General features: G+C 66.3%; 21 protein-coding genes and 3 tRNA genes. 15 read left to right on the top strand and 9 right to left on the bottom strand.

Annotated elements, in window-relative coordinates; all coding sequences use genetic code 11:
- Positions 1 to 49: 49 nt before the first annotated feature.
- Positions 50 to 586: an NADPH-dependent FMN reductase gene (locus EA796_RS02530; protein WP_122107406.1), complete on the bottom strand. Its 537-nt coding sequence runs from the start codon at positions 584 to 586 to the stop codon at positions 50 to 52.
- Positions 587 to 732: 146 nt separating this feature from the next.
- On the opposite strand from EA796_RS02530, the gene EA796_RS02525 reads away from it, so the two are divergent.
- Together EA796_RS02525 and EA796_RS02520 are read left to right on the top strand one after the other, a co-directional pair.
- On the top strand, positions 733 to 1,641 hold the full coding sequence (locus EA796_RS02525) for a LysR family transcriptional regulator (protein WP_122107405.1): 909 nt from the start codon (positions 733 to 735) through the stop codon (positions 1,639 to 1,641).
- A 246-nt stretch (positions 1,642 to 1,887) separates the two neighbouring features.
- Positions 1,888 to 2,445 carry a flavin reductase family protein gene (locus EA796_RS02520; RefSeq protein WP_122107404.1) on the top strand — a complete coding sequence of 186 codons (558 nt, stop codon included), beginning with the start codon at positions 1,888 to 1,890 and terminating at the stop codon, positions 2,443 to 2,445.
- A gap of 13 nt (positions 2,446 to 2,458) precedes the next feature.
- Here the strand turns inward: EA796_RS02520 and EA796_RS02515 are convergent, their stop codons facing one another.
- On the bottom strand, positions 2,459 to 3,328 hold the full coding sequence (locus EA796_RS02515; RefSeq protein WP_122107666.1) for a helix-turn-helix domain-containing protein: 870 nt from the start codon (positions 3,326 to 3,328) through the stop codon (positions 2,459 to 2,461).
- 588 nt (positions 3,329 to 3,916) lie between these two features.
- Here EA796_RS02515 and EA796_RS02510 point away from each other — a divergent pair.
- The 5 genes from EA796_RS02510 to EA796_RS02490 all read left to right on the top strand — a co-directional run bounded on the left by EA796_RS02510 (position 3,917) and on the right by EA796_RS02490 (position 7,148).
- Positions 3,917 to 4,681: an SDR family NAD(P)-dependent oxidoreductase gene (locus tag EA796_RS02510; protein WP_021444272.1), complete on the top strand. Its 765-nt coding sequence runs from the start codon at positions 3,917 to 3,919 to the stop codon at positions 4,679 to 4,681.
- A gap of 255 nt (positions 4,682 to 4,936) precedes the next feature.
- On the top strand, positions 4,937 to 5,680 hold the full coding sequence (locus tag EA796_RS02505) for an alpha/beta fold hydrolase (RefSeq protein WP_122107403.1): 744 nt from the start codon (positions 4,937 to 4,939) through the stop codon (positions 5,678 to 5,680).
- Between the two features lie 128 nt (positions 5,681 to 5,808).
- Positions 5,809 to 6,234 carry a YciI family protein gene (locus tag EA796_RS02500; RefSeq protein ID WP_021443521.1) on the top strand — a complete coding sequence of 142 codons (426 nt, stop codon included), beginning with the start codon at positions 5,809 to 5,811 and terminating at the stop codon, positions 6,232 to 6,234.
- 13 nt (positions 6,235 to 6,247) lie between these two features.
- Entirely contained in the window at positions 6,248 to 6,667 is a 420-nt protein-coding gene (locus tag EA796_RS02495; RefSeq protein ID WP_021443520.1) for a VOC family protein, read from the top strand.
- Positions 6,668 to 6,827: 160 nt separating this feature from the next.
- A complete protein-coding gene (locus tag EA796_RS02490) occupies positions 6,828 to 7,148 on the top strand; it encodes a hypothetical protein (protein ID WP_021443519.1) in 321 nt (106 codons plus the stop codon).
- Positions 7,149 to 7,243: 95 nt separating this feature from the next.
- Here the strand turns inward: EA796_RS02490 and ggpS are convergent, their stop codons facing one another.
- Together ggpS and EA796_RS02480 are read right to left on the bottom strand one after the other, a co-directional pair.
- Complete coding sequence (gene ggpS / locus EA796_RS02485) at positions 7,244 to 9,502, bottom strand: glucosylglycerol-phosphate synthase (RefSeq protein WP_122107402.1); 2,259 nt, start codon at positions 9,500 to 9,502, stop codon at positions 7,244 to 7,246.
- Between the two features lie 258 nt (positions 9,503 to 9,760).
- Entirely contained in the window at positions 9,761 to 11,011 is a 1,251-nt protein-coding gene (locus EA796_RS02480; protein ID WP_122107401.1) for an MFS transporter, read from the bottom strand.
- A 314-nt stretch (positions 11,012 to 11,325) separates the two neighbouring features.
- Here EA796_RS02480 and EA796_RS02475 point away from each other — a divergent pair, with 314 nt between their 5' ends.
- The 4 genes from EA796_RS02475 to EA796_RS02460 are packed head-to-tail and all read left to right on the top strand — an operon-like array spanning position 11,326 to position 13,814.
- On the top strand, positions 11,326 to 11,619 hold the full coding sequence (locus EA796_RS02475; protein ID WP_021443516.1) for a hypothetical protein: 294 nt from the start codon (positions 11,326 to 11,328) through the stop codon (positions 11,617 to 11,619).
- 22 nt (positions 11,620 to 11,641) lie between these two features.
- Positions 11,642 to 12,484 carry a DUF692 domain-containing protein gene (locus EA796_RS02470; RefSeq protein WP_122107400.1) on the top strand — a complete coding sequence of 281 codons (843 nt, stop codon included), beginning with the start codon at positions 11,642 to 11,644 and terminating at the stop codon, positions 12,482 to 12,484.
- Positions 12,481 to 13,191, top strand: a complete 711-nt coding sequence (locus EA796_RS02465; protein WP_122107399.1) for a DUF2063 domain-containing protein — start codon at positions 12,481 to 12,483, stop codon at positions 13,189 to 13,191. Before EA796_RS02470 ends, EA796_RS02465 begins: the two co-directional genes overlap by 4 nt.
- Positions 13,192 to 13,196: 5 nt before the next feature.
- Entirely contained in the window at positions 13,197 to 13,814 is a 618-nt protein-coding gene (locus EA796_RS02460) for a DoxX family protein (protein ID WP_122107398.1), read from the top strand.
- 54 nt (positions 13,815 to 13,868) lie between these two features.
- Here the strand turns inward: EA796_RS02460 and EA796_RS02455 are convergent, their stop codons facing one another.
- The 5 genes from EA796_RS02455 to EA796_RS02435 all read right to left on the bottom strand — a co-directional run bounded on the left by EA796_RS02455 (position 13,869) and on the right by EA796_RS02435 (position 21,988).
- Positions 13,869 to 14,111, bottom strand: a complete 243-nt coding sequence (locus EA796_RS02455) for a YheU family protein (RefSeq protein ID WP_021445222.1) — start codon at positions 14,109 to 14,111, stop codon at positions 13,869 to 13,871.
- 44 nt (positions 14,112 to 14,155) lie between these two features.
- Entirely contained in the window at positions 14,156 to 16,900 is a 2,745-nt protein-coding gene (locus EA796_RS02450; protein ID WP_122107397.1) for a hybrid sensor histidine kinase/response regulator, read from the bottom strand.
- A 162-nt stretch (positions 16,901 to 17,062) separates the two neighbouring features.
- The gene (locus tag EA796_RS02445) at positions 17,063 to 18,262 is read right to left on the bottom strand and encodes an osmoprotectant NAGGN system M42 family peptidase (RefSeq protein WP_021444346.1); all 1,200 of its coding nucleotides are present in this window, start codon (positions 18,260 to 18,262) and stop codon (positions 17,063 to 17,065) included.
- Positions 18,263 to 18,340: 78 nt separating this feature from the next.
- Entirely contained in the window at positions 18,341 to 20,080 is a 1,740-nt protein-coding gene (ngg, locus tag EA796_RS02440; protein ID WP_122107396.1) for an N-acetylglutaminylglutamine synthetase, read from the bottom strand.
- A gap of 138 nt (positions 20,081 to 20,218) precedes the next feature.
- A complete protein-coding gene (locus EA796_RS02435; RefSeq protein WP_031303123.1) occupies positions 20,219 to 21,988 on the bottom strand; it encodes an N-acetylglutaminylglutamine amidotransferase in 1,770 nt (589 codons plus the stop codon).
- A gap of 113 nt (positions 21,989 to 22,101) precedes the next feature.
- On the opposite strand from EA796_RS02435, the gene EA796_RS02430 reads away from it, so the two are divergent.
- The 4 genes from EA796_RS02430 (at position 22,102) to EA796_RS02415 (ending at position 23,045) form a co-directional block, all read left to right on the top strand.
- Entirely contained in the window at positions 22,102 to 22,575 is a 474-nt protein-coding gene (locus EA796_RS02430) for a MarR family winged helix-turn-helix transcriptional regulator (protein ID WP_122107395.1), read from the top strand.
- Positions 22,576 to 22,672: 97 nt separating this feature from the next.
- Positions 22,673 to 22,748, top strand: a tRNA-Val gene (locus EA796_RS02425).
- Positions 22,749 to 22,779: 31 nt separating this feature from the next.
- Positions 22,780 to 22,856: transfer RNA gene (locus EA796_RS02420), tRNA-Asp, on the top strand.
- A 112-nt stretch (positions 22,857 to 22,968) separates the two neighbouring features.
- Positions 22,969 to 23,045: transfer RNA gene (locus EA796_RS02415), tRNA-Asp, on the top strand.
- The last annotated feature ends 347 nt before the right edge of the window (positions 23,046 to 23,392 follow it).

The following is a 23,392-nucleotide window of genomic DNA, read 5'->3' as shown; positions in this document are numbered from 1 at the left end:
TCGTTAATCGATTACTGCGCAGTTATTGCCTAATCCTGCATAAGTGCCGTTACTGGCTCACCAGCTCATAAGGCTTTTGCTCCCGTGCTGACCTAAGGGCTATTGCCCACCAGTTCAGTAGAACCAACATGCGTGCCATGGGAATTCTTGCCTGATCCGACAGACGACAAGATCCATTCTCATCCAATAGCGCCCACGGATTGGGCAGTGTGACTACGCTGCAGATGGGAACGGCGTGCTGCCCCGCCAGGACCTGGCGAAGCTGAGCTATGGCGTTCATGCCACCCGATTCACCGCCATAGCCAATGAAGGCCACCGGCCTGGCCTGCCAGCGAATCGTCGCCTGGTCGATGAAGGCCTTCAGTTCGGCGGAGTAACCATGGCTTTGTTCCGACGCGAGGATCAGGAAGGCATCGGCCCTGGCGAGTTGACCAAGCGCTGCTCGCTGCTGAGAGGTATCGAGCAGGCAGCAGTCGAATTCGGCGCGTTGCGCTATAACCACCGAGGCCCATCTCGCCAACGCAGGGCCGATCGCTTCTTCATCGTTTCCTTCGTAAATCAGGACCAGTTTGACCTTGCTGTTCATCGCATCCTCCCGACACATTTCCGCTTGCGGTGGCACGTCTGTTGCTGAATTTCGAGGTTCAGCTCGGGCTCTGGGAAACAGCGTAAGAGCGATGATCCGGCCGATATAGCCGGTCCTCAGGCATACCACTTGTGACGTGAATTCATATGAGACGGCTAGACATAAACTGCTTCGCCGAAATGAGCGTCTTCGTCAGGGTCGTCGAGGACGGCGGTTACACGGCAGCGGCCAAAAGCTGCGCGATGAGCCCCTCGGCGGTGAGCAAGCTGGTTTCTCGTTTGGAGAGCAGGCTCGGCGCCCGCCTGCTCAATCGCTCGACACGTCGACAACTGCTGACCCCCGAAGGGGCAGCCTTCTATGAGCGCTGCCTGACCATCCTGGCCGCTCTCGATGAGGCGGAGCAGGAGGCTGCAGCCAGCTCGGCGCCTCAGGGAATCGTGCGGGTCAACTGCAACGTGGACATCGGCCGACTGTATCTGCTGCCGCTGCTGAACGAGTTTCTCGAGCACCACCCAGGGGTCTCGGTAGAGGTGTACCTGAGCGACGAGGTCGTTGACCTGATCAGCTCCCGCGCGGACGTCGCGATCCGCAGTGGCCCGCTCAAGAACTCGAACCTGGTCGCCAGACGTTTGGGGGAGACTCGGACCCTGATCGTGGCATCGCCTGCCTATCTCGAAGCGCACGGCACCCCGCAGGTGCCGTCGGAGCTCGCGGCCCATAACTGCTTGGGGTTCACCTTCAGCCAGCCTTCCATGGAGTGGGGCCTCAGGGAAAAGAATGGCGAGGCGATCTCTGTGCCGGTGGCGGGCAACGCTCGAGTCAGTGATGGCAACGGCGTTCGCGACCTGGCGCTCCTGGGGCTCGGCCTCGCGCGCGTCGGCTTCTGTCAGGTCGAGCAGGATCTGGCCGCAGGCAGGCTTCTGCCGGTGCTGGAGGATTACCTGCCCACGGTGAAAACCGAGGTCCACGCGGTCTACGTGGGGCAAGGGGGGCGGTTGCCCACCAGGGTCAGAGTGTTCATGGATTTCCTGGCGGCCCACCTCACTATCCGTTGAGCGGATGACTGCTCCGCTTGCTGGCACCAGCCATCCCCGCGTCACGGCGCCTCGCAAGTTCGACCACAACCCGTCGCCATTCGAGTCCGTGGTCGTCGGACCTCGTGTCCCAGGCGCATCAAAAGCCGCGCAGATGCCCGGCTTCTTCTGGCCGCAATTCCCCGACAGGGTGGGCAGGCTCGCGACAGCAAAGGCGCCGGGACTGCGGGAGTCTGGCGCTCCATTGTTCAAGCAGAGGAGGCGGGCATGCGCCGCTATCAGAAAACCGACTTTCCGCTGGTCGAAACCCGACGTCATCTCGAGACGGGCCCGATAGTCCTGGTCACCTCCAGTTGGCGAGGTGAGCGCAACATCATGACCATGGGTTGGCACATGATGATGCAGTTCAGGCCTGCGCTATTCGGTTGCTACATCTGGGAAGGCAACCATAGCCATGAGCTGATCCGCCGAAGCCGGGAATGCGTGATCAACGTACCGACCGCCGACCTGGTCGAGGCCGTCGTCGCCGTGGGCAACAGCTCGGGCAGATCCTCCGACAAGTTCGCAACCTGTGGCCTGACCGCGGCGCCTGCAACGCGGGTGAAGGCGCCCCTCATCGACGAATGCTACGCAAGCTTCGAGTGCCGCTTGGCCGATGACAGCCAGATTGACGAGTACGGTCTGTTCATCTGGGAAGTCGTCAAGGGGCATGTGGCCTCGACCGTCACCGAGCCGGCCACGTTGCACTACCAGGGGCGAGGACAATTCCGCGTGGCCGGTCGAACCCTGGATCTGAGTGAGCGCTTCTTGCCCCAGAATCTCTGAGATCTGGGGTGGCTCAGGTTTGCCGATAGGCGCTGGGGGTGACGCCCACCTCCCGGCGAAACACTTGCGAGAAATGGCTCGGGCTGGAATACCCGACCTCCAGCCCAATGTCGATGACGCTGCGGTCGGTCTCGAGCAGCAGACTCCGGGCGCGGTTCATGCGCAGACGGATGAAATACTGCGAGGGTGAAAGGCCGGTGGCGCGTTTGAACATCCGGCTGAAGTAGTATTCGCTGAGGTCCGCGATCTGAGCCAGGTAGGCCAGGCTGAAATCTTCGGCAAGGCGCTCGTTCATCGCCTCGACCACACGGCGAAGCTTGTACGCCTGCAGCGCATTGGCTCTACGAGTTGGGCTGTGCGGATCCAGGTAATTGCGTACCAGATGCACCGCGAGCGCCTGGGTCAGGCAATTCACCACCAGGGCACTGGGTTGGTGTTCGTCGACCAGCTCTTTGCGTATCTGCTGCAGCATGGCGGTCACCCGCTCATCGCGGGCACCGGAGATATCGCGAAAGGTTACCGACCTTTCCTGATCGCCCAGCACCTCGCGTGCAGCCAGATCGATCAGCGGCAAACCCAGATAGAGGTGCATCACCTCGAAGCAATCGGCGCCGTGGGTTTGCCAGCGCATCTCATAGGGTTCGCTGGTGCTGGTCAGGAAGAAGTCGCCGACCTGTACCTCTGCCGCCTGCCATTGCCCGCCGAGTGAACGCTCCTCGACCCTGGCCGATCCGGCCAGAACCAGCACCAGCAACGGCTCCACAACCGCAGGGACCAGAACCGGGTCGGTAACGGTGTGATGGCTGTACAGCTGCATCACGGCGTCCTGCAACTGCGGGCGCGCCGGCAATAGGCGAGGCTTGCCCGGTAGGTGCTGCGGCATCGATTCGGCGGCGATGCGTTGCTGACCGCTGGCAGCGCGCTCGTCAGATTCGAGAGGGCCCACAGGTTCTCCATCGGCGATGCCCCGCGCAGGGGGCGGCACCGTTAGGGTAACGCAGCGCGCCGTTTTCGAGCAGGTTGCAGCGCTCGGTCCACCAGCCCGACTCTGGTGCGTCCAGGGCGATCGCAGCCCTGGCCGGATCGAGGCATGCGTGGCTGGAAGCCGGCTTGCCGTTTTCGACGCGCACGAACAGAACATAAGCCTGTTGATAGATTCGTCCCTTCAGCCTTGATCTCAGCGCTCGCCAGCGCAGGGGGCCGGCCCTGAATCATTTCTCTTCCCTCGAACGTTGATCCCATCTTATCCCGGGCTCAACGACAGGCCGTGAACACTCGCTTGCCCACAGGGAAATACAGGCGCAGCAGCCCTTCTCCAACAGGACCAGTTCAGCGCAAAACTCCGACATTGCCGGCAATTACCCCAAAGCCCGACTCATGGCATTGCGAGACAGTGAGCCTGTCGAAAACGACAGCGCCTGAGGGTGCTGGGCCGCGAATTTCTCGCTGGCTCGTGACGAAGGAGATCACCATGACTGTTATCAACAACACCGTTATCCAAGAGGTCGCCGGCAAAGTTGCACTGGTTACCGGTGCAGCCAGCGGTATCGGCAAGGCCATCGCACTGATGCTGCACGCGAGGGGAGCCAAGGTCATCGCCGAGGACCTTAACCCTGCCGTTGAGGAGCTCGCTCGCCCAGGGCTGGTGCCGCTGGTGGCTGACATCACCGAGGACGGAGCCGCCGAGCGCGCCGTCGGGCTGGCTGTGGAGAAGTTCGGCCGGCTGGACATCCTGGTCAACAACGCCGGCATCATCATCAACAAGCTGGTGATCGATATGACGCGCGAAGACTGGGAGCGTATCCAGGCGGTGAACGCCACCGCGGCCTTCCTGCATTCCCGCGAGGCGGTCAAGGCAATGATGCCGAACAAGTCGGGCGCCATCATCAACATCGCCTCCTACGCCTCCTACTTCGCCTTCCCGACCATTGCTGCGTACACCGCCTCCAAGGGCGCGCTGGCTCAGCTGACCCGCACCCTGGCACTCGAAGCCATCGAGCACGGCATCCGGGTCAATGCCATCGGCGTCGGCGACGTCATCACCAACATCCTCAACGACGTGGTCGAGGATGGCCCGGGTTTCCTGGCGCAGCATGGCGAGGCCGCCCCCATCGGCCGTGCGGCTCAACCGGAGGAGATCGCCGAGGTGGTGGCATTCCTCGCCTCGGATCGGGCCAGCTTCATCGTCGGATCGGTGGTCATGGCAGATGGCGGCATGACCGTTACGGCCGGTTGATCCAGCGAAGATGGCGACCAGTGCCAATCGGCACTGGTCGTACCGTCCAGCCGGAGAGTCCGCTAATGGTCGCGCCTGTCGCGGCCAAAGGATATCGGGCGCTTCCGGCCCTTGATGATGGCTCCTTGCGCCCGCCAGATCGGATGGCCAGCGTCGCCAGCATCCGCATGCCCTGGTTGCCCGTACCGGTGCGCACGGCGCCCGTTACGGGGTTATGCTCGGCGCTTCGTTCCATGGCCCAGAAAGGATTTCGCCATGCAGACTCCCGTCGTCTTTATCCACGGCCTGATCGGCAGCCTGCAGCTACCCGAGCTGTGCGCCGCTTTCGCTCCGGGGCGGGCGTTGGCGCCCGATCTGCTCGGCTACGGCGCGCAGCGCCAGGTGCCGGCCGAGGCCATCGATCTGCCCGCGCAGGTCGAGCATCTGTATCGCGTGATCGAGGAGCAGTTTCCCGGCGAGGCGGTGCATCTGGTCGGTCATTCGGTGGGCGGGGCGGTCGCCATGCTGTTCGCCCAGGCCCATGGCGAGCGGGTGCGCAGCCTGGTCAGCGTGGAGGGCAATTTCAGCCTGGACGACGCCTTCTGGTCGGCGGCGGTGGCGCGTATGTCGGCGCTCGAAGCCGAGGCAATGCTCGATGGTTTTCGCGCCGATCCGGGCGCCTGGCTGGCGCGTGCCGGGGTCGCCGTCGATGCTCGCAGCCTGGGTATAGCCGAGCGCTGGCTGGCCCAGCAGCCGGCCAGCACGCTGCAGGCCATGGCCTGTTCGGTGGTGGCGCTGACCGCCCCGGACGGCTATCGCGACGGCCTGCGCCGGGTCTTCGCCAGCCATCCCGTGCATCTGCTGGCTGGCGCCCGTTCGCGCGCCGGCTGGCACGTGCCGGCCTGGGCCGAGCAGGCCGCCGCCAGCCAGACGCAGATCGCCGACGCCGGCCACCTGCCGATGCTGGAGCGGCCGCAGGCCTTTCTCGACGCGGTGAGGCGCGCCTTGCAGCTGGCCTGACATTTTTTTCCGATCACTGTCGATTCGTCCATCGCCCGCTCGACTAGTCTTCAGAACCCCAGCCATGGGTTCAGTGTCAGCCGTAGGGAGACCCCTGCGCTACTTCGACTCGAACAAGGAGAAAGGCGATGCGTTTCATGGTGATAGTCAAGGCCACCGCGGATTCCGAAGCCGGTGTGATGCCCAGCGAGGAGCTGCTGGCGGCGATGGGGCGCTACAACGAGGAACTGGTGGAGGCCGGCGTGATGCTCGCCGGCGAAGGTCTGCAGCCCAGCAGCAAGGGCGCGCGGGTGCGCTTTGCCGGCAGTCAGCGCACGGTGATCGACGGCCCCTTCGCGGAAACCAAGGAGCTGATCGCCGGCTTCTGGATCTTCCGGGTGGCCTCGCTCGCCGAATGCATCGAGTGGGTCAAGCGCTGCCCCAACCCGATGCCCGGCGATTCCGAGATCGAGATCCGCCAGATATTCGAGGCCGAGGATTTCGGCGAAGAGTTCACCCCCGAATTGCGCGAGCAGGAAGACCGCATTCGCGCGCGCATCGGTATTGAAAACTAAGGAGAGTGCTGTGATGAAGATTCATACCTATCTGATGTTCGACGGCCAGTGCGAGGCCGCCTTCAACCGCTACGCGGAAGTTTTCGGCGGCCAGCTGGAGATGATGCGCTACGCCGACAGCCCGGAGGATATGCAGGTTCCGGCCGAGTACCAGCAACGCATCATGCATGTGTGCCTGACGGTCGGCGACCAGTTGCTGATGGCCTCCGACAATCTGCCGCAGTACCCCTATGAGGGCATCAAGGGCTGTTCCGTTTCGCTGCAGGTGGACAACGTGCCCGAGGCCGAGCGCCTATACGCCGCGCTGTCGGCTGGCGGTTCGGTGCAGATGGAGTTGCAGGCCACCTTCTGGGCCACGCGTTTTGCCATGCTCACCGACCGTTTCGGTGTGTCCTGGATGATCAACTGCGCGGTGGATAGCCAGCAGGGTTGAGCCGGACCGAGGCCGACCGGGTCGGCCCCGCGTCACCTCGGGCGGTGTCGGCCCGCGCATGTCGCGGGGCGCGCTGCCCGCCTGGCCCCCAGGTCGCCTGAAAACCGCGCGAAGCAGCCGAGGTCTAAGCTCAAGACAGGGCCGGCAAGAGGGCTTCGCGATGAAACTGCGCTATCTGCTGCTGGTGGGCCTGGCGGTGCCGCTGACGGCCTGCAGCGTGCACGTCGGCGGGCACCGTCCGCCTCCGTACTATGCGCCACCACCTCACGTCGAGTGGCGCTGGGATCCGGGTATCGACGCCTATGTGGTCATCGGCTGGCCGCACCTGTACTACCGCGACCACATCTATTACCGCTGGCACGACAACCACTGGTATTCCTCCGGCCGGCACGACGGCCCCTGGGCCAAGGGACCCAAAGGCGTGCCGCCTGGCCTGAACAAGAAGTACGGCAAGCCGGGACGCGGCGGTGGGGGGTACTGAGCCGGGGAGACGCGCGTTTTCCGGCGCACCCTATGGAGGGTGTCGGCCATCCGTAGGGTGGCGCGCGGTCGCCTGGGCCGTGCGCAGCAACGGATTCAACCGGCCAGCTCCAGCACCTCGCTTTCCTGCAACGGTTCGACCCCGGCGAGAAACTCCTCGCCCCAGCGGCGGATGTCGTTGAAGCAGACGATATCGAACAGCTCGCGCAGACGGGCCTGGGCCTCGCTTGCGGGCAGGTTCAGCGCCAGGTAGCAGGTCTGCGCCAGGTCGGCCGGATCGTGCGGGTTGGTCAGCAGCGCGCCCTTGAGCTCGGCCGCCGCGCCGGCGAACTCCGACAGCACCAGCACGCCACGTCCACCGAGCAGGCCTTGCGCGGCGACGAACTCCTTGGCTACCAGGTTGAGGCCATCGCGCAGCGGGGTGATCCACATGACATCGGCCATGGCGTACCAGGCGCTGACTTCCTCGAAGGGCAGGCTGCGGAAGAAGAACTGCAGCGGCGTCCAGCCGATGCGGGCGAAACGGCCGTTGATGCGACCGACTGCCTGTTCGATCTGCGTTTGCAGCTCGTCGTAGATGGTCATTTCCTTGGCTGCCGGCACGCACACGCTGACCAGGGTGACCTTGCCCAGCAGCTCCGGGTTGTCGGCCAGCAGCCGCTCGTAGGCGTTGAGCTTTTCCAGGATGCCCTTGGTGTAGTCGAGGCGCTCCACCGAGAGGATCAGCTTCACGCCCTGCATCTCCTCCCGCAGGTGGGCCATCAGCTGGCGAATCTTTGGCGCTTCCAGGGCATTGCGCACACGGTCGATGTCCAGGCCCACCGGATGCGCGCCGAGCCTGACCTGGCGGGTGCCGGTGTCCAGCGCGGTGGTCATGCGCTCCAGACCCACGGCGCAGCCATAGGTGATGAAGCGCGGCGCGCAGCTCTGCCGCTCCAGGGTCTTGAGCGGGAACACACCACGGGCGACGTCGACGAAGTTCTCCACCTGACGCGGAATATGAAAGCCGATGTAGTCGCACTGCAGCAGGCTGCCGACGATCTGCCGGCGCCAGGGCAGCACGTTGAACACGTCGGCCGAGGGGAAGTAGGTGTGGTGGAAGAAAGCGATGCGCAGGTCCGGGCGCAGCTCGCGCAGGTAGGCTGGCACCATCCACAGGTTGTAGTCGTGCAGCCAGACGATGGCGCCTTCGGCGGCCTCCAGCGCCGTGCGTTCGGCGAAGGCGCGGTTGACCTTGAGGAACACCTGCCAGTCGTCCTCGTTGAATATCGCGCGTTCCCAGAACGTATGCAGGGTCGGCCAGAAGGCTTCCTTGGAGAAGCGCTTGTAGAAGATGTCGACTTCTTCCTTGCTCAGCTTGACCCGCGCGGCGGTGAGCTTGGGATAACGTTCGGCGTCCACCGTGGTGTGGCTGTCGAACGGCTCATCGCCGTCCTCGTGTACGGCCCAGGCCACCCAGGAGCCGGGACGGCCGTCGCCGAAGAAGCTGAGCAGGGTGGGAATGATGCCGTTGGGCGAGGTGGGGCGGCGACGCTGCAGCTTGCCGGCGGCATTGCGGTATTCCTCATAAGGCAGGCGGTGATAGACCATCACCAGTTCGGCCTTGCCCGGTTGCGCGGCCTGGCGACGTTCGGCTGCGATGCCGTGCTCGCCGAGAAAGCCGAAATGGGCGAAGGCTTCGAGAATGCCGCCGCAGCCAGGGCGGCTGGCATGCAGGGTGCGCGAGTGGTTGGCGGTGGCTTCCAGCAGTGCGGTTTCCGACTGGCCGACGCATACACCGTGGAAACTGGCGCTGAGCATGGACAGGTCGTTGAGCGTATCGCCGGCTGCCAGTACCTGGTCGTGGTCCAGCTCCAGCCAGTCGGCCAGGGCCTGCAGGCTGCTGCCCTTGTTCACGCCCTTGGGCAGGAAGTCCAGGTACAGCTCGGCGGAGTACAGCAGGTCGCAGCCCAGCTCGTCGGCAATTTCGCGCAGCGCCGGGTTGGCCGCCTGTTCAGGCGTGCAGAAGTAGGAGCAGCGGCGCGCCTGCGGCACGTCCTGACGCTCCAGGCCGAACGGCTCGATGACGCTGGCTACCTGGGTTTCGCCGGGCCAGCGGGCATCGACCACGCTTTGCAGCTGTTGGATCGGTTGCAGGCTGTCGCCATGCACCAGAGTCGCGCCGACGTCGGCGATGATGTAATCCGGCTGCGGCAGCGTCGGGTCGGCCAGCAGCGGCAATACCGCCTCCAGGCTGCGCCCGGTGACATAGGCGAGCTTGATCTCGGGGTGGGCGGCGATGGTCTGATAAAGGCTCAGGCGATCTTCGGGGTCGCCAGCGAGAAAGGTTCCATCCAGATCGGTAGCTAATAGCATCGTTGTTTCTCCAGAAGTGGCCGCTGCGGTTTGGCGCGAATGCGCGCGGCCGACGGGCCGGGTTTCTGGCTGCTTGGGGTAGGCTCAAGGCCTTGCCGAAGCAGCCTTTAAGAACCCGTCCAAAGACTGCTGCGCGTCGGCCATGCTGCGTTGAAGTCGAGCTCAGAATGCTCATTTACAGCACGTAAACTCCGCTTCTTCGCTCGACTTCGCCTTGCCTGGCTCTAGCTCGCGAGTCTTTGAACAGGTTCTATGACTTCAGGACTGAATCGTCTCCTCCGTCGAATCATGGGGCGGCGCATCGGGCATCAGCTCCAATACCGTGGGGCTGGTGCGCAGCATGGGCGTGAAGTGCGCGGCGTCGCCGCTGACCAGATCGCTGACATGGCGCAGCCGGTAAAAGGTGTAGGCGGCCAGCAGGCCGAGGGTGCAGGCGAAGTACAGCGGCAGTGCGCTGGCACCCAGCTGCTCCATCAGCAAGCCGGCCAATAGCGGCCCGCACACCGAGCCGATGCCATTGACCATCAGTAAGCTGGCGGAGCCGGAAAGAATCTCGTCGCTGTGCAACTGGTCGATCAGTTGCGCGACGGCGATGGGGTAGATGGCGAAGGCCAGGCCGCCCCAGATGAAGATCGCGCCGAGCAGCAACGGGCCGGCTGGCAGCAGGCTCATGATCAGCGCCAGGGCGACTGCCAGTATCACCACCCAGAGCAGTACCTGGCGCCGGTCGTGGCGATCCGAGTAGATACCGATGGGCCATTGCAGCAGGGCGCCACCGAGAATGGTCGCGGTCATCAGCAGACCGACGCCGGAGGTATCGAAGCCGGCCAGGCTGGCGTAGACCGGCGCCATGCCCCAGAAGCCGCCCATGGCAAGGCCGGAGAGGCCGGCGGCGACTATCGCCAGCGGCGCAATATTCCATAGTTGGCGCAGGTTGCTCGGCGGCGTTTCCGGCAGGCTCGGCTGTGCCTGACGGGTGAGGGTAATGGGCATCAACGCGGCGCTGATGAGGATGGCGGCGATGGCGAACAGGGTGAACTGCACCGGGTCGGCCAGGTGCAGCAGTTGCTGGGCCAGCGCCAGGGCGCCGAGGTTGACCGCCATGTACACGGCGAACACCTGGCCGCGCTTCTCGTTGGGTGCCTGGGCGTTGAGCCAGCTCTCGATGACCATGTACAGCGTCACCAGCGCCAGGCCATAGAGCACCCGCAGACCCAGCCAGACCCAGGGATTTATCAGCAGCAGATGGAGCAGTGCGGCGATGGCAGCCAGTGCGGCACAACAGGCGAACGCGCGAATATGCCCGATGCGCTTGACCAGCGGAGTCGCCAGCCAGGTACCGAGGAGGAACCCAACGAAGTACCCGGACATGATCAGTCCGAGCATCGTGGTGGAGTAGCCTTCGGCGACGCCACGCAGGGTCAGTAGGGTGTTGAGCAGACCATTGCCAAGCAGGAGTAACGCGACCCCGCTCAGCAATGAACTGATGGGGGCAATCAGGGACCACATGGCGAACTACCCTAGGGGACTGTGCCGGTGATGGCAAGCAGGAAGTACGCCAATGAATAGCTGGGTAATTAATTAAGTTGTTGAAATATAAAAAGTAAATTTATCGACAAAAGGTCCATGGATTTTTTCTGCATGTGGCGGCGCACCCTGGCGGTGCAGGGCTCGGCCGATAGTCCCGGCGTGCCGCGAGCGGTGTTTCCTGCATGGGCCCGGAAAAAAGAGCCGGCGGCGCTGTAACGCCAGGCAGGCCGCCCCGTCCATTTCAGCGAGGGTGCCAATCCGGCCCCACGCAGGAAAACTTCTGGAGAATTGCCATGAAACAGCTCAATACCCTGACCGCCACCCTGGGCGCCGCGCTGCTCACGTCCGTCGCCTTCACCGCTCAGGCGGCGGGCAATCCCTTCGCCGCCGAGGAACTCGCCAGCGGCTACAGTCTGGCCGCGCACGAGAAGGGCCATGAGGGCAGCTGCGGCGAAGGCAAGTGCGGCGGCGAGATGAAGGCCGAAGGCGAGGGCAAGTGTGGCGAGGGCAAATGCGGCGGCGAGATGAAGGCCGACGGCGAAGGCAAATGCGGCGAGGGCAAGTGCGGCGCCGAGAAGAGCGAATAAGGCAGGGAACGGGGGACGGATCATGCAGGCTCGTTTCGTCAGCGGCGCCGGCCTCGGCTTGCGTCGTGGCCTGCTCGCCGCCTTGCAGGAGGACGGGGCGAGCGGTGCGGACTTTCTCGAAGTGGCGCCGGAGAACTGGATCGGCGTCGGTGGGCGCCTGGGCAGGCAACTGCGCGCGCTCAGCGAACGCCGGCCGCTGCTCTGCCATGGCCTGTCCCTCAATCTCGGCGGCTTCGCGCCGCTGGACCTGGAGCTGCTGCGGGCCATCAAGGCATTTCTCGATGCCCATGGCGTGCTCGGCTACAGCGAGCACCTGTCGGCCTGTGCCGATCACGGCCAGCTCTACGACCTGATGCCGCTGCCGTTCTCCGAGGAGTCGGTGGTGCGCATTGCCGAGCGCGTGCGCATCGTCCAGGACTTGCTGGAGCGGCCGCTGATCATCGAGAACGTCTCGGCTTACGCGCAGCTGCCGGGCGAGCTGGACGAGGCGAGCTTCGTTCGCGCGGTGCTGGAGCGCGCCGATTGCCAGCTGCTGCTGGACGTCAACAACCTCTACGTCAACAGCATCAATTTCAACTTCGATGCCCAGGCTTATACCGCCGCGCTGCCGAGCGAGCGCATCGCCTACCTGCATGTGGCCGGGCATTACGACCAGGCCGCCGATCTCAAGATCGACACCCACGGCGCGCCGGTGATCGACCCGGTGTGGGCCTTGCTGGCGCATGCCTACGCGCGTCACGGCGTGCGCCCGACGCTGCTGGAGCGCGACTTCAACTTCCCGCCGCTGGCCGAGCTGTACGCCGAGTTGGCGCAGATCCGCCGCCTGCAGGACGCGGCCGCGGGCGCGCGCAGGTACGGCACATGAGCGGCGTCGACCATCAGCGCGCCTTCGCCGCGCGCATCCGCCAGCCCGAGGCCGAGCCCCTGCTGCCCGGCATCGCGGCCGAGCGCATGGCGGTCTATGAAGAGCTGTTTTTCAACAATATCGAGGGTTTCGTCAGCGGCGCCTTCCCGGTGCTGCGTTCGCTGTTCGACGAGGCGCGCTGGCGCTCGTTGCTGCGCGCCTTTATCGCCGCTCACCGGGCGACGACGCCCTATTTTCTTGCGATCAGCCAGGAGTTTCTCGCCTGGCTGCAGCAGGGCTACCGGGCGCAGGCGGGTGATCCGCCGTTCATCCTCGAGCTGGCGCACTACGAATGGGTGGAGCTGGCGCTGGACGTCAGCGAGGCCGAGCTGCCGGACCGCGGCTGGTCGCCCCTGGCCTGGCCGCTGGCCTATGCCTGGCCGGTGCAGCGCATCGGCCGCGACTACCGCCCCGAGACGCCCCCGGCCGAACCCAGCTGCCTGCTGGCCTGGCGCGACGGCCAGGACAGGGTGCGCTTCATGCAGCTGGCGCCGTTCGCCTACCGCCTGGCGCTGCGTCTGCAGGCCGGCGAGGCGCCCGCTGCCGCGCTCGCGGCCCTGGCCGCCGAGCATGGCCTGGTCGCCGATGGCGACTACCTCGATAACGCCCGCGCGCTGCTGGACGACTGGCAGCGGCGCGCCATCTGGTTTCCTTCCACCGAGGACTGACCCTCATGCTCGCCGTGCTCAATCGATGCCAGGATGCCCTGGATGCCACCCGCCGCCTGGATTTTCTCGGCCCGCTGCTGCTGCGCCTGTACCTGGTGCCGGTGTTCTGGATGGCCGGTACGCGGAAACTCCAGGATATCGACGCCACCGCCGCCTGGTTCGGCAACCCGGACTGGGGCCTGGGCCTGCCGTTTCCCGAGCTGCTGGCCTGGGCCGCGGCGCTGAGCGAGGCGGGCGGGGCGATTCTGCTGCTGTTCGGCCTGGCGGTGCGCTGGGTGAGCATTCCGCTGATGGTGACCATGCTGGTGGCGATCTTCGCCGTGCACTGGCCCTATGGCTGGCAGGCCATCGCCGACCCCACGGCGCCCTTCGCCAACGAGCGGGTGCTGGCGGCGGCGGAGAAACTGCAGCGGGCACGGGCGCTGCTGCGCGAGCACGGCAACTACCAGTGGCTGACCGGCAGCGGCCAGTTCGTGGTGCTGAACAACGGCATCGAGTTCGCCGCCACCTACCTGGCGATGCTGCTGGCGCTGTTCTTCGGCGGGGCGGGGCGCTGGCTGAGCCTGGATTACTGGCTGGCGCGGCGCTGGCGGCGGCGGGCGCGGATCGACGGCGGGGCCTAGCCCGGGTGCAATCCGGGGCGGCGATGGTCGGGCTTCGCTGCGCTCGGCGCCAACCTACTCCTGGCGTAGTTCGACCAGCCATTCCTTGGGCACGTCGCGCTTGAGCGCCAGCTGGCACTGCTGGCTGTCGGGGTCGAAGACGATCACCGCCTCGCCCTTGTCGAGGGCGCGGCGCACCCGTTGCACGCGGGTTTCCAACGGGGTTTCGTCGCCGTTGTCGGTGCCCTCGCGGGTGACGAAGTCCTCGATCAGCGCGGTGAGGGTATCGGCTTGCAGCAGGTGAGCGGGGATCAGCACGGCAGGAAGGCTCCAGTCAAACGGCGCCCATGCTAGCGCGCGCGTCAGGCACTGTGCACCCGGAGAAAGCGCTCCAGGGTGCTGTAGAGCAGGCCGCTGTCCAGCGGTTTGCCGAGAAAGTCGTCCATCCCGGCGTCCAGGCCGTGCTGGCGGTGTTCGTCGAGGATATGCGCGGTCAGCGCGACGATCGGCACCGCCGCCAGCTGCTGGCTGCGCTCCAGGCGGCGGATCTGCCGGGTGGCCTCGAAGCCGTCCATCAGCGGCATCTCGCAGTCCATAAGGATCAGCTGGATGGCACCGGGGTCGCGGCCGTACTCGGCGACCGCGGCCTGGCCATCGGTGACCAGGCGCACGCTGTAGCCGCGTTTCTTCAGGAAACCCTGGACCACCAGCTGGTTCACCGGGTTGTCCTCGGCCACCAGGATGCAGGGGGCGTCGTGGTTGTCGCTGCGTATCTCTCTGAGCAACTGATGTACCTGTGCGCGGGGTTCTTCGTAGAGTTCGCCCAGCGCCTGGCGCAGGGCGTTGACCGCCATCGGCTGGGCCAGGTGCTGCAGGCGCAGGCCCTGGCTGGCCGGCAGCACCTGGCAGGCTTCGGGCGGGCAGACCAGCAGCACGCGCTGCTGTGGCTGCAGCTTGGGCCGCAGCGAGTCGAGCCAGTGGTTGACGCTGCCCGGCCAGGGCGCCATCAGCACCAGCAGCGGCGGCGCGGCGAAATCCTCCAGGTAATCCAGCAGGCGTTCCGGGGTCTGGCAGCGTTCGGTGCGCATGCCCCAGCGCCCGAGCAGGCGGCTGGCGGCGTCCAGGCCGAGGCCGTCGAGCGAGGCGAGCAGGGCGGTGCGCCCGGCCAGCAGGCGGCCGAGTTCGTCGGGCGCCTCGGCCGCGCTCAGCAGCGGAATGTCGAAGGCGAAACGGGTGCCCTGGCCGGGGGTGCTCTGCACCTCGATGCGGCCGTCCATCATCTCCACCAGCTCCTTGCTGATGGCCAGACCCAGGCCGCTGCCGCCGTAGCGGCGGGTGGTGCTGGAGTCGCCCTGGGCGAAGGATTCGAACAGCTGGGCCAGGGCCTGCTCGCTGATGCCGATGCCGCTGTCGCTGACGGCGAACACCAGGTGTGGCTGGCCGTGGCTGTCGCTGCGGCGGCTGACGCTGATCGCCACGTGGCCCTCGGGGGTGAATTTCAGGGCGTTGCTGAGCAGGTTCATCAGCACCTGCTTGAGCCGCGTCGGGTCGCCCTGGATGCGCCGCGGCACGCCGCCTTCGAGGCTGACGTAGAGGCGCAGGCGCTTGTCCAGAGCCTGGCCGGTGAACAGGCTGAGGGTCTCGGAGATCAGGTCTTCCAGGTCGAATTCGATCTGCTCCAGGCTGAGCTTGCCGGACTCGATGCGGGCGTAGTCGAGGATGTCGTTGATCACCGCCATCAGCGAGCTGCCGGAGCTGGAGATGGTGTCGACGTAGAAGCGCTGGCTGCGATCCAGCGGCGTCTCGCGCAGCAGCTGCAGCATGCCCAGCACGCCGTTGAGCGGGGTGCGGATCTCGTGGCTCATCTTGGCCAGGAAGCGGCTCTTGGCCTGGCTCTCGAACTCGGCCTGCTCGGCGGCGCGGCGCGAGCGGAAGCCTTCCTCCTTGAGCAGGTTGATGCGGTCGGCCAGGCCGATGGACAGGGTGATCAGCTCGATGGTCACGCCGATCTTCACCACCGTGGCGCCGAACACGCCGAACACTTCCAGGCCCAGCGAGCCGGTGGTGGCCTGGATGAAGGCGAACAGCAGGATGGCCCAGGCCAGGGTGTAGTAGGAACCGTAGCGCACGCCGCGGCGCCAGACGTAGACGCCGGTGAGCAACAGGATCAGCGACACCAGCGAGACGGTGACGCTGGCCAGGATGTTCCAGGCGGAAAGGCCGATCAGCGGTGCCGATAGCAGGATGCCGGCGCAGGCCAGCATCAGCAGGCGCAGGCCGGTGTCCAGGCGCGGGAAGTACTGGCGCGCGTGGAGGAAGTGGCGGCTGAACTGGATGGCGGTCAGGCAGTGCAGGTACATCAGGATGTAGATGCTCACCGACTGGAAGGCCACGTGCTCGGGCAGCAGCTTGAACAGCATGCCGTCGAAGCAGGCGGCGAGCAGGCCGACGTTGAGGTTGTAGGCCAGGTACCAGAGGTAGGCGGCTTCGCGCAGCGACAGGTAGAGGAACAGGTTGTAGCAGAACATGGCGAACAGCACGCCGTAGAACGCGCCGTTGAAGCCCATGAGGTTTTCCTGGGCCACCGCGCTGGCGCCGTAGGTGCTGAAGAACAGCGGCACGAACACCGTGCTGGTGGTGTCGACGCGCACCAGCAGGGTGCTGACGCCGGGCTCCAGCTGCAGCGGGAACCAGAAGTTGCGCACCTGCACCGGGCGCTGGGAGAAGGCGTAGCGGTCGCCACTTTCCTGTTCCAGGCGGCGGCCGTCGGGGCCGACGAGGAACACCTGTAGGTGGTCGAGCAGCGGGTAGTTGACCTCCAGGTAGCCGCCCAGCTCCCGCGTCAGGCCGTTGACCAGGCGCACCTTGAACCACCACACCGAGGCGTTCTTGCCTTGGTTGGCATGCTCGCCCGTGATGCGGCGGAAGGCGTCGTCGTCCAGCGCCAGTACCTGGTCGACGCTCAGCTGGCCGCCGACGTCCTCGTAGTAGCCGGTGTAGGGGCCGAGGGAAAGGCGCAGGTCGTCGCTATCCAGCGGCGCGGGTGGCAGGGCCCAGCTCGGGGACGTCAGCCAGAACAGCAGCAAAGCCAGGCACAGACGAGGCATCCGGAAACCTCAGTAGGCCACCAACAATGGCCGGGAATCATGTCCAACGTCGCGTCGCGACGGCCCGAAGGGTGACCGCCAGGGATGGCTGGCGGTTGCAGCGGGGGCGCTCGCGGCCCCCGGGGTTCTTTCGCGCCACTTTGCCCGGATGCGCGGGCCCCTTCAAGCGTCCTTGTCGTGCTGGCCGAGCAGGCTGTCCACCGGCGGGACGCGCGTCTCGCTTTCCATCTGCGCGTCGTGTTCGAGCTGGTGGCTGAAACGCTCCAGCGAGCCCTGCGCCGGCTGCGCGTCGCTGGCGAACACCGGCGGGCTGAGCAGGTAGGCAGTGAGCAGGCGGCTGAGCGCCTTGAGGCTGTCGATATGGGTGCGCTCGTAGCCGTGGGTGGCGTCGCAGCCGAAGGCCAGCAGCGCGGTGCGGATGTCGTGGCCGGCGGTGACCGCCGACTGCGCGTCGCTGTGGTAGTAGCGGAACAGGTCGCGGCGCACCGGGATTTCCTGCTCGGCGCCCAGGCGCAGCAGCTGGCGCGACAGGTGATAGTCGTAGGGGCCGCCGGAGTCCTGCATGGCCACGCTGACCGCGTGTTCGCTGGACTGCTGGCCGGGTGCCACCGGGGCGATGTCGATGCCGACGAACTCGCTGACGTCCCAGGGCAGCGCGGCGGCGGCGCCGGAGCCGACCTCCTCGGTGATGGTGAACAGCGGGTGGCAGTCGATCTCCGGTTGCAGGCCGTGCTCCTTGATGGTCTTCAGCGAGGCCAGCAGGGCGGCGACGCCGGCCTTGTCGTCGAGGTGGCGGGCGCTGATATGGCCGCTCTCGGTGAATTCCGGCAGCGGGTCGAAGGCGACGAAATCGCCCACCGAGATGCCCAGCGACTCGCAGTCGGCGCGGGTGGTGGTGTAGGCGTCGAGGCGCAGCTCGATGTGGTCCCAGCTGATCGGCAGGTTGTCCACCGCGGTGTTGAAGGCGTGCCCGGAGGCCATCAGCGGCAGCACGCTGCCGCGCAGCACGCCCTGGTCGGTGAACACGCTGACCCGGCTGCCCTCGGCGAAGCGGCTCGACCAGCAGCCCACCGGGGCCAGGCCGAGGCGACCGTTGTCCTGCACCTCGCGGACGATGGCGCCGATGGTGTCGAGGTGTGCCGACACCGCGCGGTCGCAGCGCTCGCAATCGCTCTGGCGGCCCTTGAGGGTGGCGCGGATGGTGCCGCGGCGGGTCAGCTCGAAGGGGATGTCGAGGTCGTTCAGGCGCTCGGCGACGTAGCGCACTATGGTGTCGGTGAAGCCGGTGGGGCTGGGGATGGCGAGCATCTCCAGCAGCACCTTCTGCAGGTAGTCGAGGTCGGGTTCGGGTAGTTGCGGCATATGGACTCCTCGGCGTTGCCATTGCCCCTCGCCCGTTTACGGGAGAGGGGGGCGGGGGAGAGGGCTACCGATCAGCGCTCAGCTGATCACCTGGCTCAGCGGGAACAGCAGGTCGACGAAGCGTTCGGCGGTCGGCTGCGGTTCGTGGTTGGCCAGGCCGGCGCGTTCGTTGGCCTCGATGAACACATGCTGCGGCTGGTCGGCGGCCGGCACCAGCAGGTCGAGGCCGACCACCGGGATCTCCAGGGCGCGCGCGGCCTTGATCGCCGCCTCGCGTAGGCTCGGGTGGAGGATCGCGGTGACGTCCTCCAGGGTGCCGCCGGTGTGCAGGTTGGCGGTCTTGCGCACGGCCAGGCGCTGGCCGGCCGGCAGCACGCTGGCGTAGTCGAGGCCGGCGCCGTGCAGGGTGCGCAGGGTTTCGGCGTCCTTGGGAATGCGGCTTTCGCCGCCGGTGGCGGCCTGGCGCCGGCGGCTCTGCGCGTCGATCAGCGCGCCGACGCTGTGGCGGCCGTCGCCGATGATCTCGGCCGGGCGGCGGATGGCCGCGGCGACCACCTCGTAGCCGATCACCAGCACGCGCAGGTCGTGGCCTTGGTGGAAGCTTTCCAGCAGCACGCGCTGGTCGAACACGCGGGCGCGCTCGATGGCGTCCTGCACCTCGCCCGGCGTGCGCAGGTCGACCGCCACGCCCTGGCCCTGTTCGCCGTCCACCGGCTTGACCACCAGGGCGCCGTGTTCGGCGAGAAAGGCGGCGTTGTCCTCGGCGCTGCCGGCCAGGCGCTGCGCCGGTACGGCGAGGCCGGCGCGCGACAGGGCGCGGTGGGTCAGGCGCTTGTCCTGGCACAGGGTCATGCTCACCGCGCTGGTCAGGTCGCTCAGCGATTCGCGGCAGCGGATGCGCCGGCCGCCCTGGCTCAAGGTGAACAGCCCGGCCTCGGCGTCGTCCACCTGCACCTCGATGCCGCGGCGCAGCGCCTCGTCGACGATGATGCGCGCATAGGGGTTGAGCTCGGCCTGCGGGCCGGGGCCGAGGAACAGCGGCTGGTTGATGCCGTTCTTGCGCTTGAGGCTGAAGGTCTGCAGCTCGCGGAAGCCGAGCTTGGCGTAGAGCTGCTTGGCCTGCTTGTTGTCGTGCAGCACCGACAGGTCGAGGTAGCTCAGGCCACGGCTCATGCCGTGCTCGATCAGATGACGGACCAGCACCTCGCCGACGCCCGGGCGGCTGCATTGCGGGTCGACCGCCAGGCACCAGAGGCTGCTGCCGTTCTCCGGGTCGCGGAAGGCGCGCTGGTGGTTGAGGCCCATGACGCTGCCGATCACCGCGCCGCTGTCCTCGTCCTCGGCCAGCCAGTAGGTGGGCCCGCCTTCGTTGTAGGGGGTGAGTTTCCCCGGCTCGATCGGCAGCATGCCGCGCATCTGGTACAGGCAGTTGATCGCCTGCCAGTCCGCCTCGTTCTGCGCGCGGCGGATGCGGTAACCGCGAAAGCCGCGGCGCGCCGGCCGGTAGTCGGTGAACCACAGGCGCAGGGTGTCGGAGGGGTCGAGGAACAGCTGCTGCGGCGCCTGCGCCAGCACCTGGTGCGGGGCGGCGACGTACAGGGCGATATCGCGCTCGCCGGGCTGCTCGTCGAGCAGGGCGGCGGCCAGTTCGCCGGCATCCGGGTAGGTGTGGCCGATCAGCAGGCGGCCCCAGCCGCAGTGCACGGCCAGCGGCTGGCTGGGCGGGGCGTTGTGATCCTCGGCCAGACGCGCCTGCAGGCGTTCGTAGGAGGGCGTCTGACCGCGCAGCAGGCGTTGGTTGTAGGCAGTGGTGCGCATTGGAATGGTCCTTTGCTGTCTGCAACGCCCGGATCGGATCCGGGCGTGAATGGAGTCGCGACAACCCCGGATTGCATCCGGGCTACGGCTGTGCCGGAGCGTAGGGTGGATGTCGCTTTTCACATCCACCCTAGGCGTTTACAGGCCTTGCTCGCTCAACCACAGGTTGAGCGCCGCCAGCTGCCACAGCTTGGAGCCGCGCAGCGGCGTCAGCTGGCCCTGCGGATCGGTCAGCAGCTGGTCGAGCATGGCCGGGTTGAACAGGCCGCGATCCTGGCTGGGGTCGAGCAGCAGGTCGCGCACCCAGCCCAGGGTGGCGCCTTCCAGGTGCTTGAGTCCGGGCACCGGGAAGTAGCCCTTGGGTCGGTCGATCACCTCGCCGGGGATCACCTGGCGTGCCGCTTCCTTGAGCACGTGCTTGCCGCCGTCCGGTAGCTTGAAGCGCGCCGGAATACGCGCCGACAGTTCCACCAGGCGGTAGTCGAGGAACGGCGTGCGCGCCTCCAGGCCCCAGGCCATGGTCATGTTGTCCACCCGCTTGACCGGGTCGTCGACCAGCATCACCGTGCTGTCCAGGCGCAGCGCCTTGTCCACCGGCGCGACGGCGCCGGGGGCGGCGAAGTGCTGGCGGACGAATTCGCCGGCCATGTCGCCGGTCAGCCACTGCGGCTGCACGCAGGCGGCGTACTCGTCGTAGTCGCGGTCGAAGAAGGCCGCGCGGTAGGCGGCGAAGGCGTCGTCGGCGCCGTCCACCTGCGGGTACCAGTGGTAGCCGGCGAACAGCTCGTCGGCGCCCTGGCCGCTCTGCACCACCTTGCAGTGCTTGGCCACCTCGCGCGACAGCAGGTAGAAGGCGATGCAGTCGTGGCTGACCATCGGCTCGCTCATGGCGCGGAAGGCCGCCGGCAACTGCTCGATGATCTCGTGCTCGTCGATGCGCAGCTGGTGGTGGCGGGTTGCGAAGCGTTCGGCGATCAGGTCCGAGTACTGGAACTCGTCGCCACGCTCGCCGCCGGCATCCTGGAAGCCGATGGAGAAGGTCAGCAGATTCTCTACCCCGGCCTCGCGCAGCAGGCCGACCAGCAGGCTGGAGTCGACGCCGCCGGACAGCAGCACGCCGACATCCACCGCGGCGCGCTGGCGGATCGACACCGCCTCGCGCATGCCGTCGAGCACGCGCTCGCGCCAGTCTTCCAGGGTGAAGGGGATTTCCTCGCGCTGCGGGCCGAACTCCAGCTGCCACCAGCTCTGCTGCTGGCAGTTGCCGTCGGCGTCGATGCGCAGCCAGGTGGCCGGCGGCAGCTTCTCCACGCCGGCGAGGATGGTGCGCGGCGCCGGCACCACGGCGTGGAAGTTCAGGTAATGGTTGAGCGCCACGGGATCGAGGGTCCTGGCGATATCGCCGCCCTGCAGCAGGGCGGGCAGCGAGGAGGCGAAGCGCAGGCGCTCGCCGGTGCGCGACAGGTACAGCGGCTTGACGCCGAGGCGGTCGCGAGCGATGAACAGACTCTGCTTGTCGCGCTCCCACACGGCGAAGGCGAACATGCCGTTGAGCTTGGGCAGCAGTTTTTCGCCCCAGGCGTGGTAGCCCTTGAGCAGCACCTCGGTGTCGCCGCCGGAGAAGAAGCGGTAGCCCAGCTCTTGCAGTTCGGCGCGCAGCTCGGGGTAGTTGTAGATGGCGCCGTTGAACACCATGGACAGGCCCAGGTCGCTGTCGATCATCGGCTGGCCGGAGGCTTCGGCCAGGTCCATGATCTTCAGGCGGCGGTGGCCGAGGGCGACGGGGCCCTGGCTGTGGAAACCGTGGGCGTCGGGGCCGCGAGGGGCCAGGTGATGGGTGATGCGCTCGACGGCCGCGAGGTCCGCGGGGCGTCGATCAAAACGTAGTTCTCCAGCTATTCCGCACATATTTTCCTTACCGGTATTGCCGTTGGGGAGGGGCTCGATGGTGGCCGAGCCTTTTACACCAAAACAAAAAAATGCTTTTATGTCAAAGTTTATGGTGCGATATATAGGTATGTATGAGCGATAAAAAAGTTCCTACTGAAATGGATTTGTCATCCGTGCTGGCCTTCGAAATGCCCCTGTTCCAGGCCTTGCGACGGCTGCAGCAGGCGGGCGAGGTGCACGCCAAGCGCCTGGCCCGTTTCGGCGGGCTGACGCCCATGCAGCTGCTGATCCTGCAGGTGCTGGCGAGCGAGACGCGACTGACCGCCAGCGCCCTCAGCGGGCGGGTCAGCCTGACCGCGGCGACCCTGTCCGGCATGCTCGACCGCCTGGAGGAACGTGGCCTGCTGCAGCGTCAGCGCGACGACCAGGATCGCCGCCGCCAGTGGCTGCTGATCAGCGACGCCGGCCGCGAGCTGATCCAGCAGGCGCCGTCGCTGCTTCCGCCGGAGTTCAACCGGCGCTTCGCCGCCCTGGCCGACTGGGAGCGCCACAGCCTGACTGCCGCGCTGCTGCGCGCCGCCGAGCTGTGCGGGGAAATGGATTGAGGCGGCGCTGGAAAACCGCTTTTTCCAGAAAAAATTCAAGCAGGGTGTTGACTTAGCGTCGTCGCCTGCATAAAGTGCGCGCCTCGCTAAGGCACATGGGTGGTTAGCTCAGCCGGGAGAGCATCTGCCTTACAAGCAGAGGGTCGGCGGTTCGATCCCGTCACCACCCACCATAGCGAATTCGGACGCAAGTCCGGCCGACGCGCAGCGGTAGTTCAGTCGGTTAGAATACCGGCCTGTCACGCCGGGGGTCGCGGGTTCGAGTCCCGTCCGCTGCGCCATTTTTCTCCGGTTCGAGCATGCTCGGGCCGAGATGGCAAACCCTAAGAGGTGCCATCAGATGCAACACTGCTTTATGAAACAGAGTTCCTTGGACGCAAGTCCAGCCGACACGCAGCGGTAGTTCAGTCGGTTAGAATACCGGCCTGTCACGCCGGGGGTCGCGGGTTCGAGTCCCGTCCGCTGCGCCATATACGGAAACCCGCTGATCGCAAGATCAGCGGGTTTTTTGTTGCCTGCCGTTCATCGCGGCCACCCTGGCACGACGGCAACATGTGCTGGCGGCAAATGTTCCTGCCCGCGGCTTTTCGTCATCTTGTCTTCATCCCGCCGTTCTAGCCTGATGGGCATGTTTCTTGTTTATCGTTGAACGGGTCATGCGGGAGGAACGAGCGATGGACGATTATCAGGAAGAACTGCTGGAACTGAGCGCCCTGGAGCAGGATGCGGTGGATGGCGTCGAGGACGCCACCGAGCTCTAACGGGCCATGGCGCCCCGCAATGGGGCGCCGGCCAGGCGGCTGCCGCTCGCTCTCGT

Origin of the sequence: Pseudomonas sp. AOB-7 (assembly GCF_003696305.1) — a bacterium.
Taxonomy (GTDB): domain Bacteria; phylum Pseudomonadota; class Gammaproteobacteria; order Pseudomonadales; family Pseudomonadaceae; genus Aquipseudomonas.
Note: the sequence above shows the minus strand (reverse complement) of the source record. Positions and strands in the feature narration are given on the sequence as shown.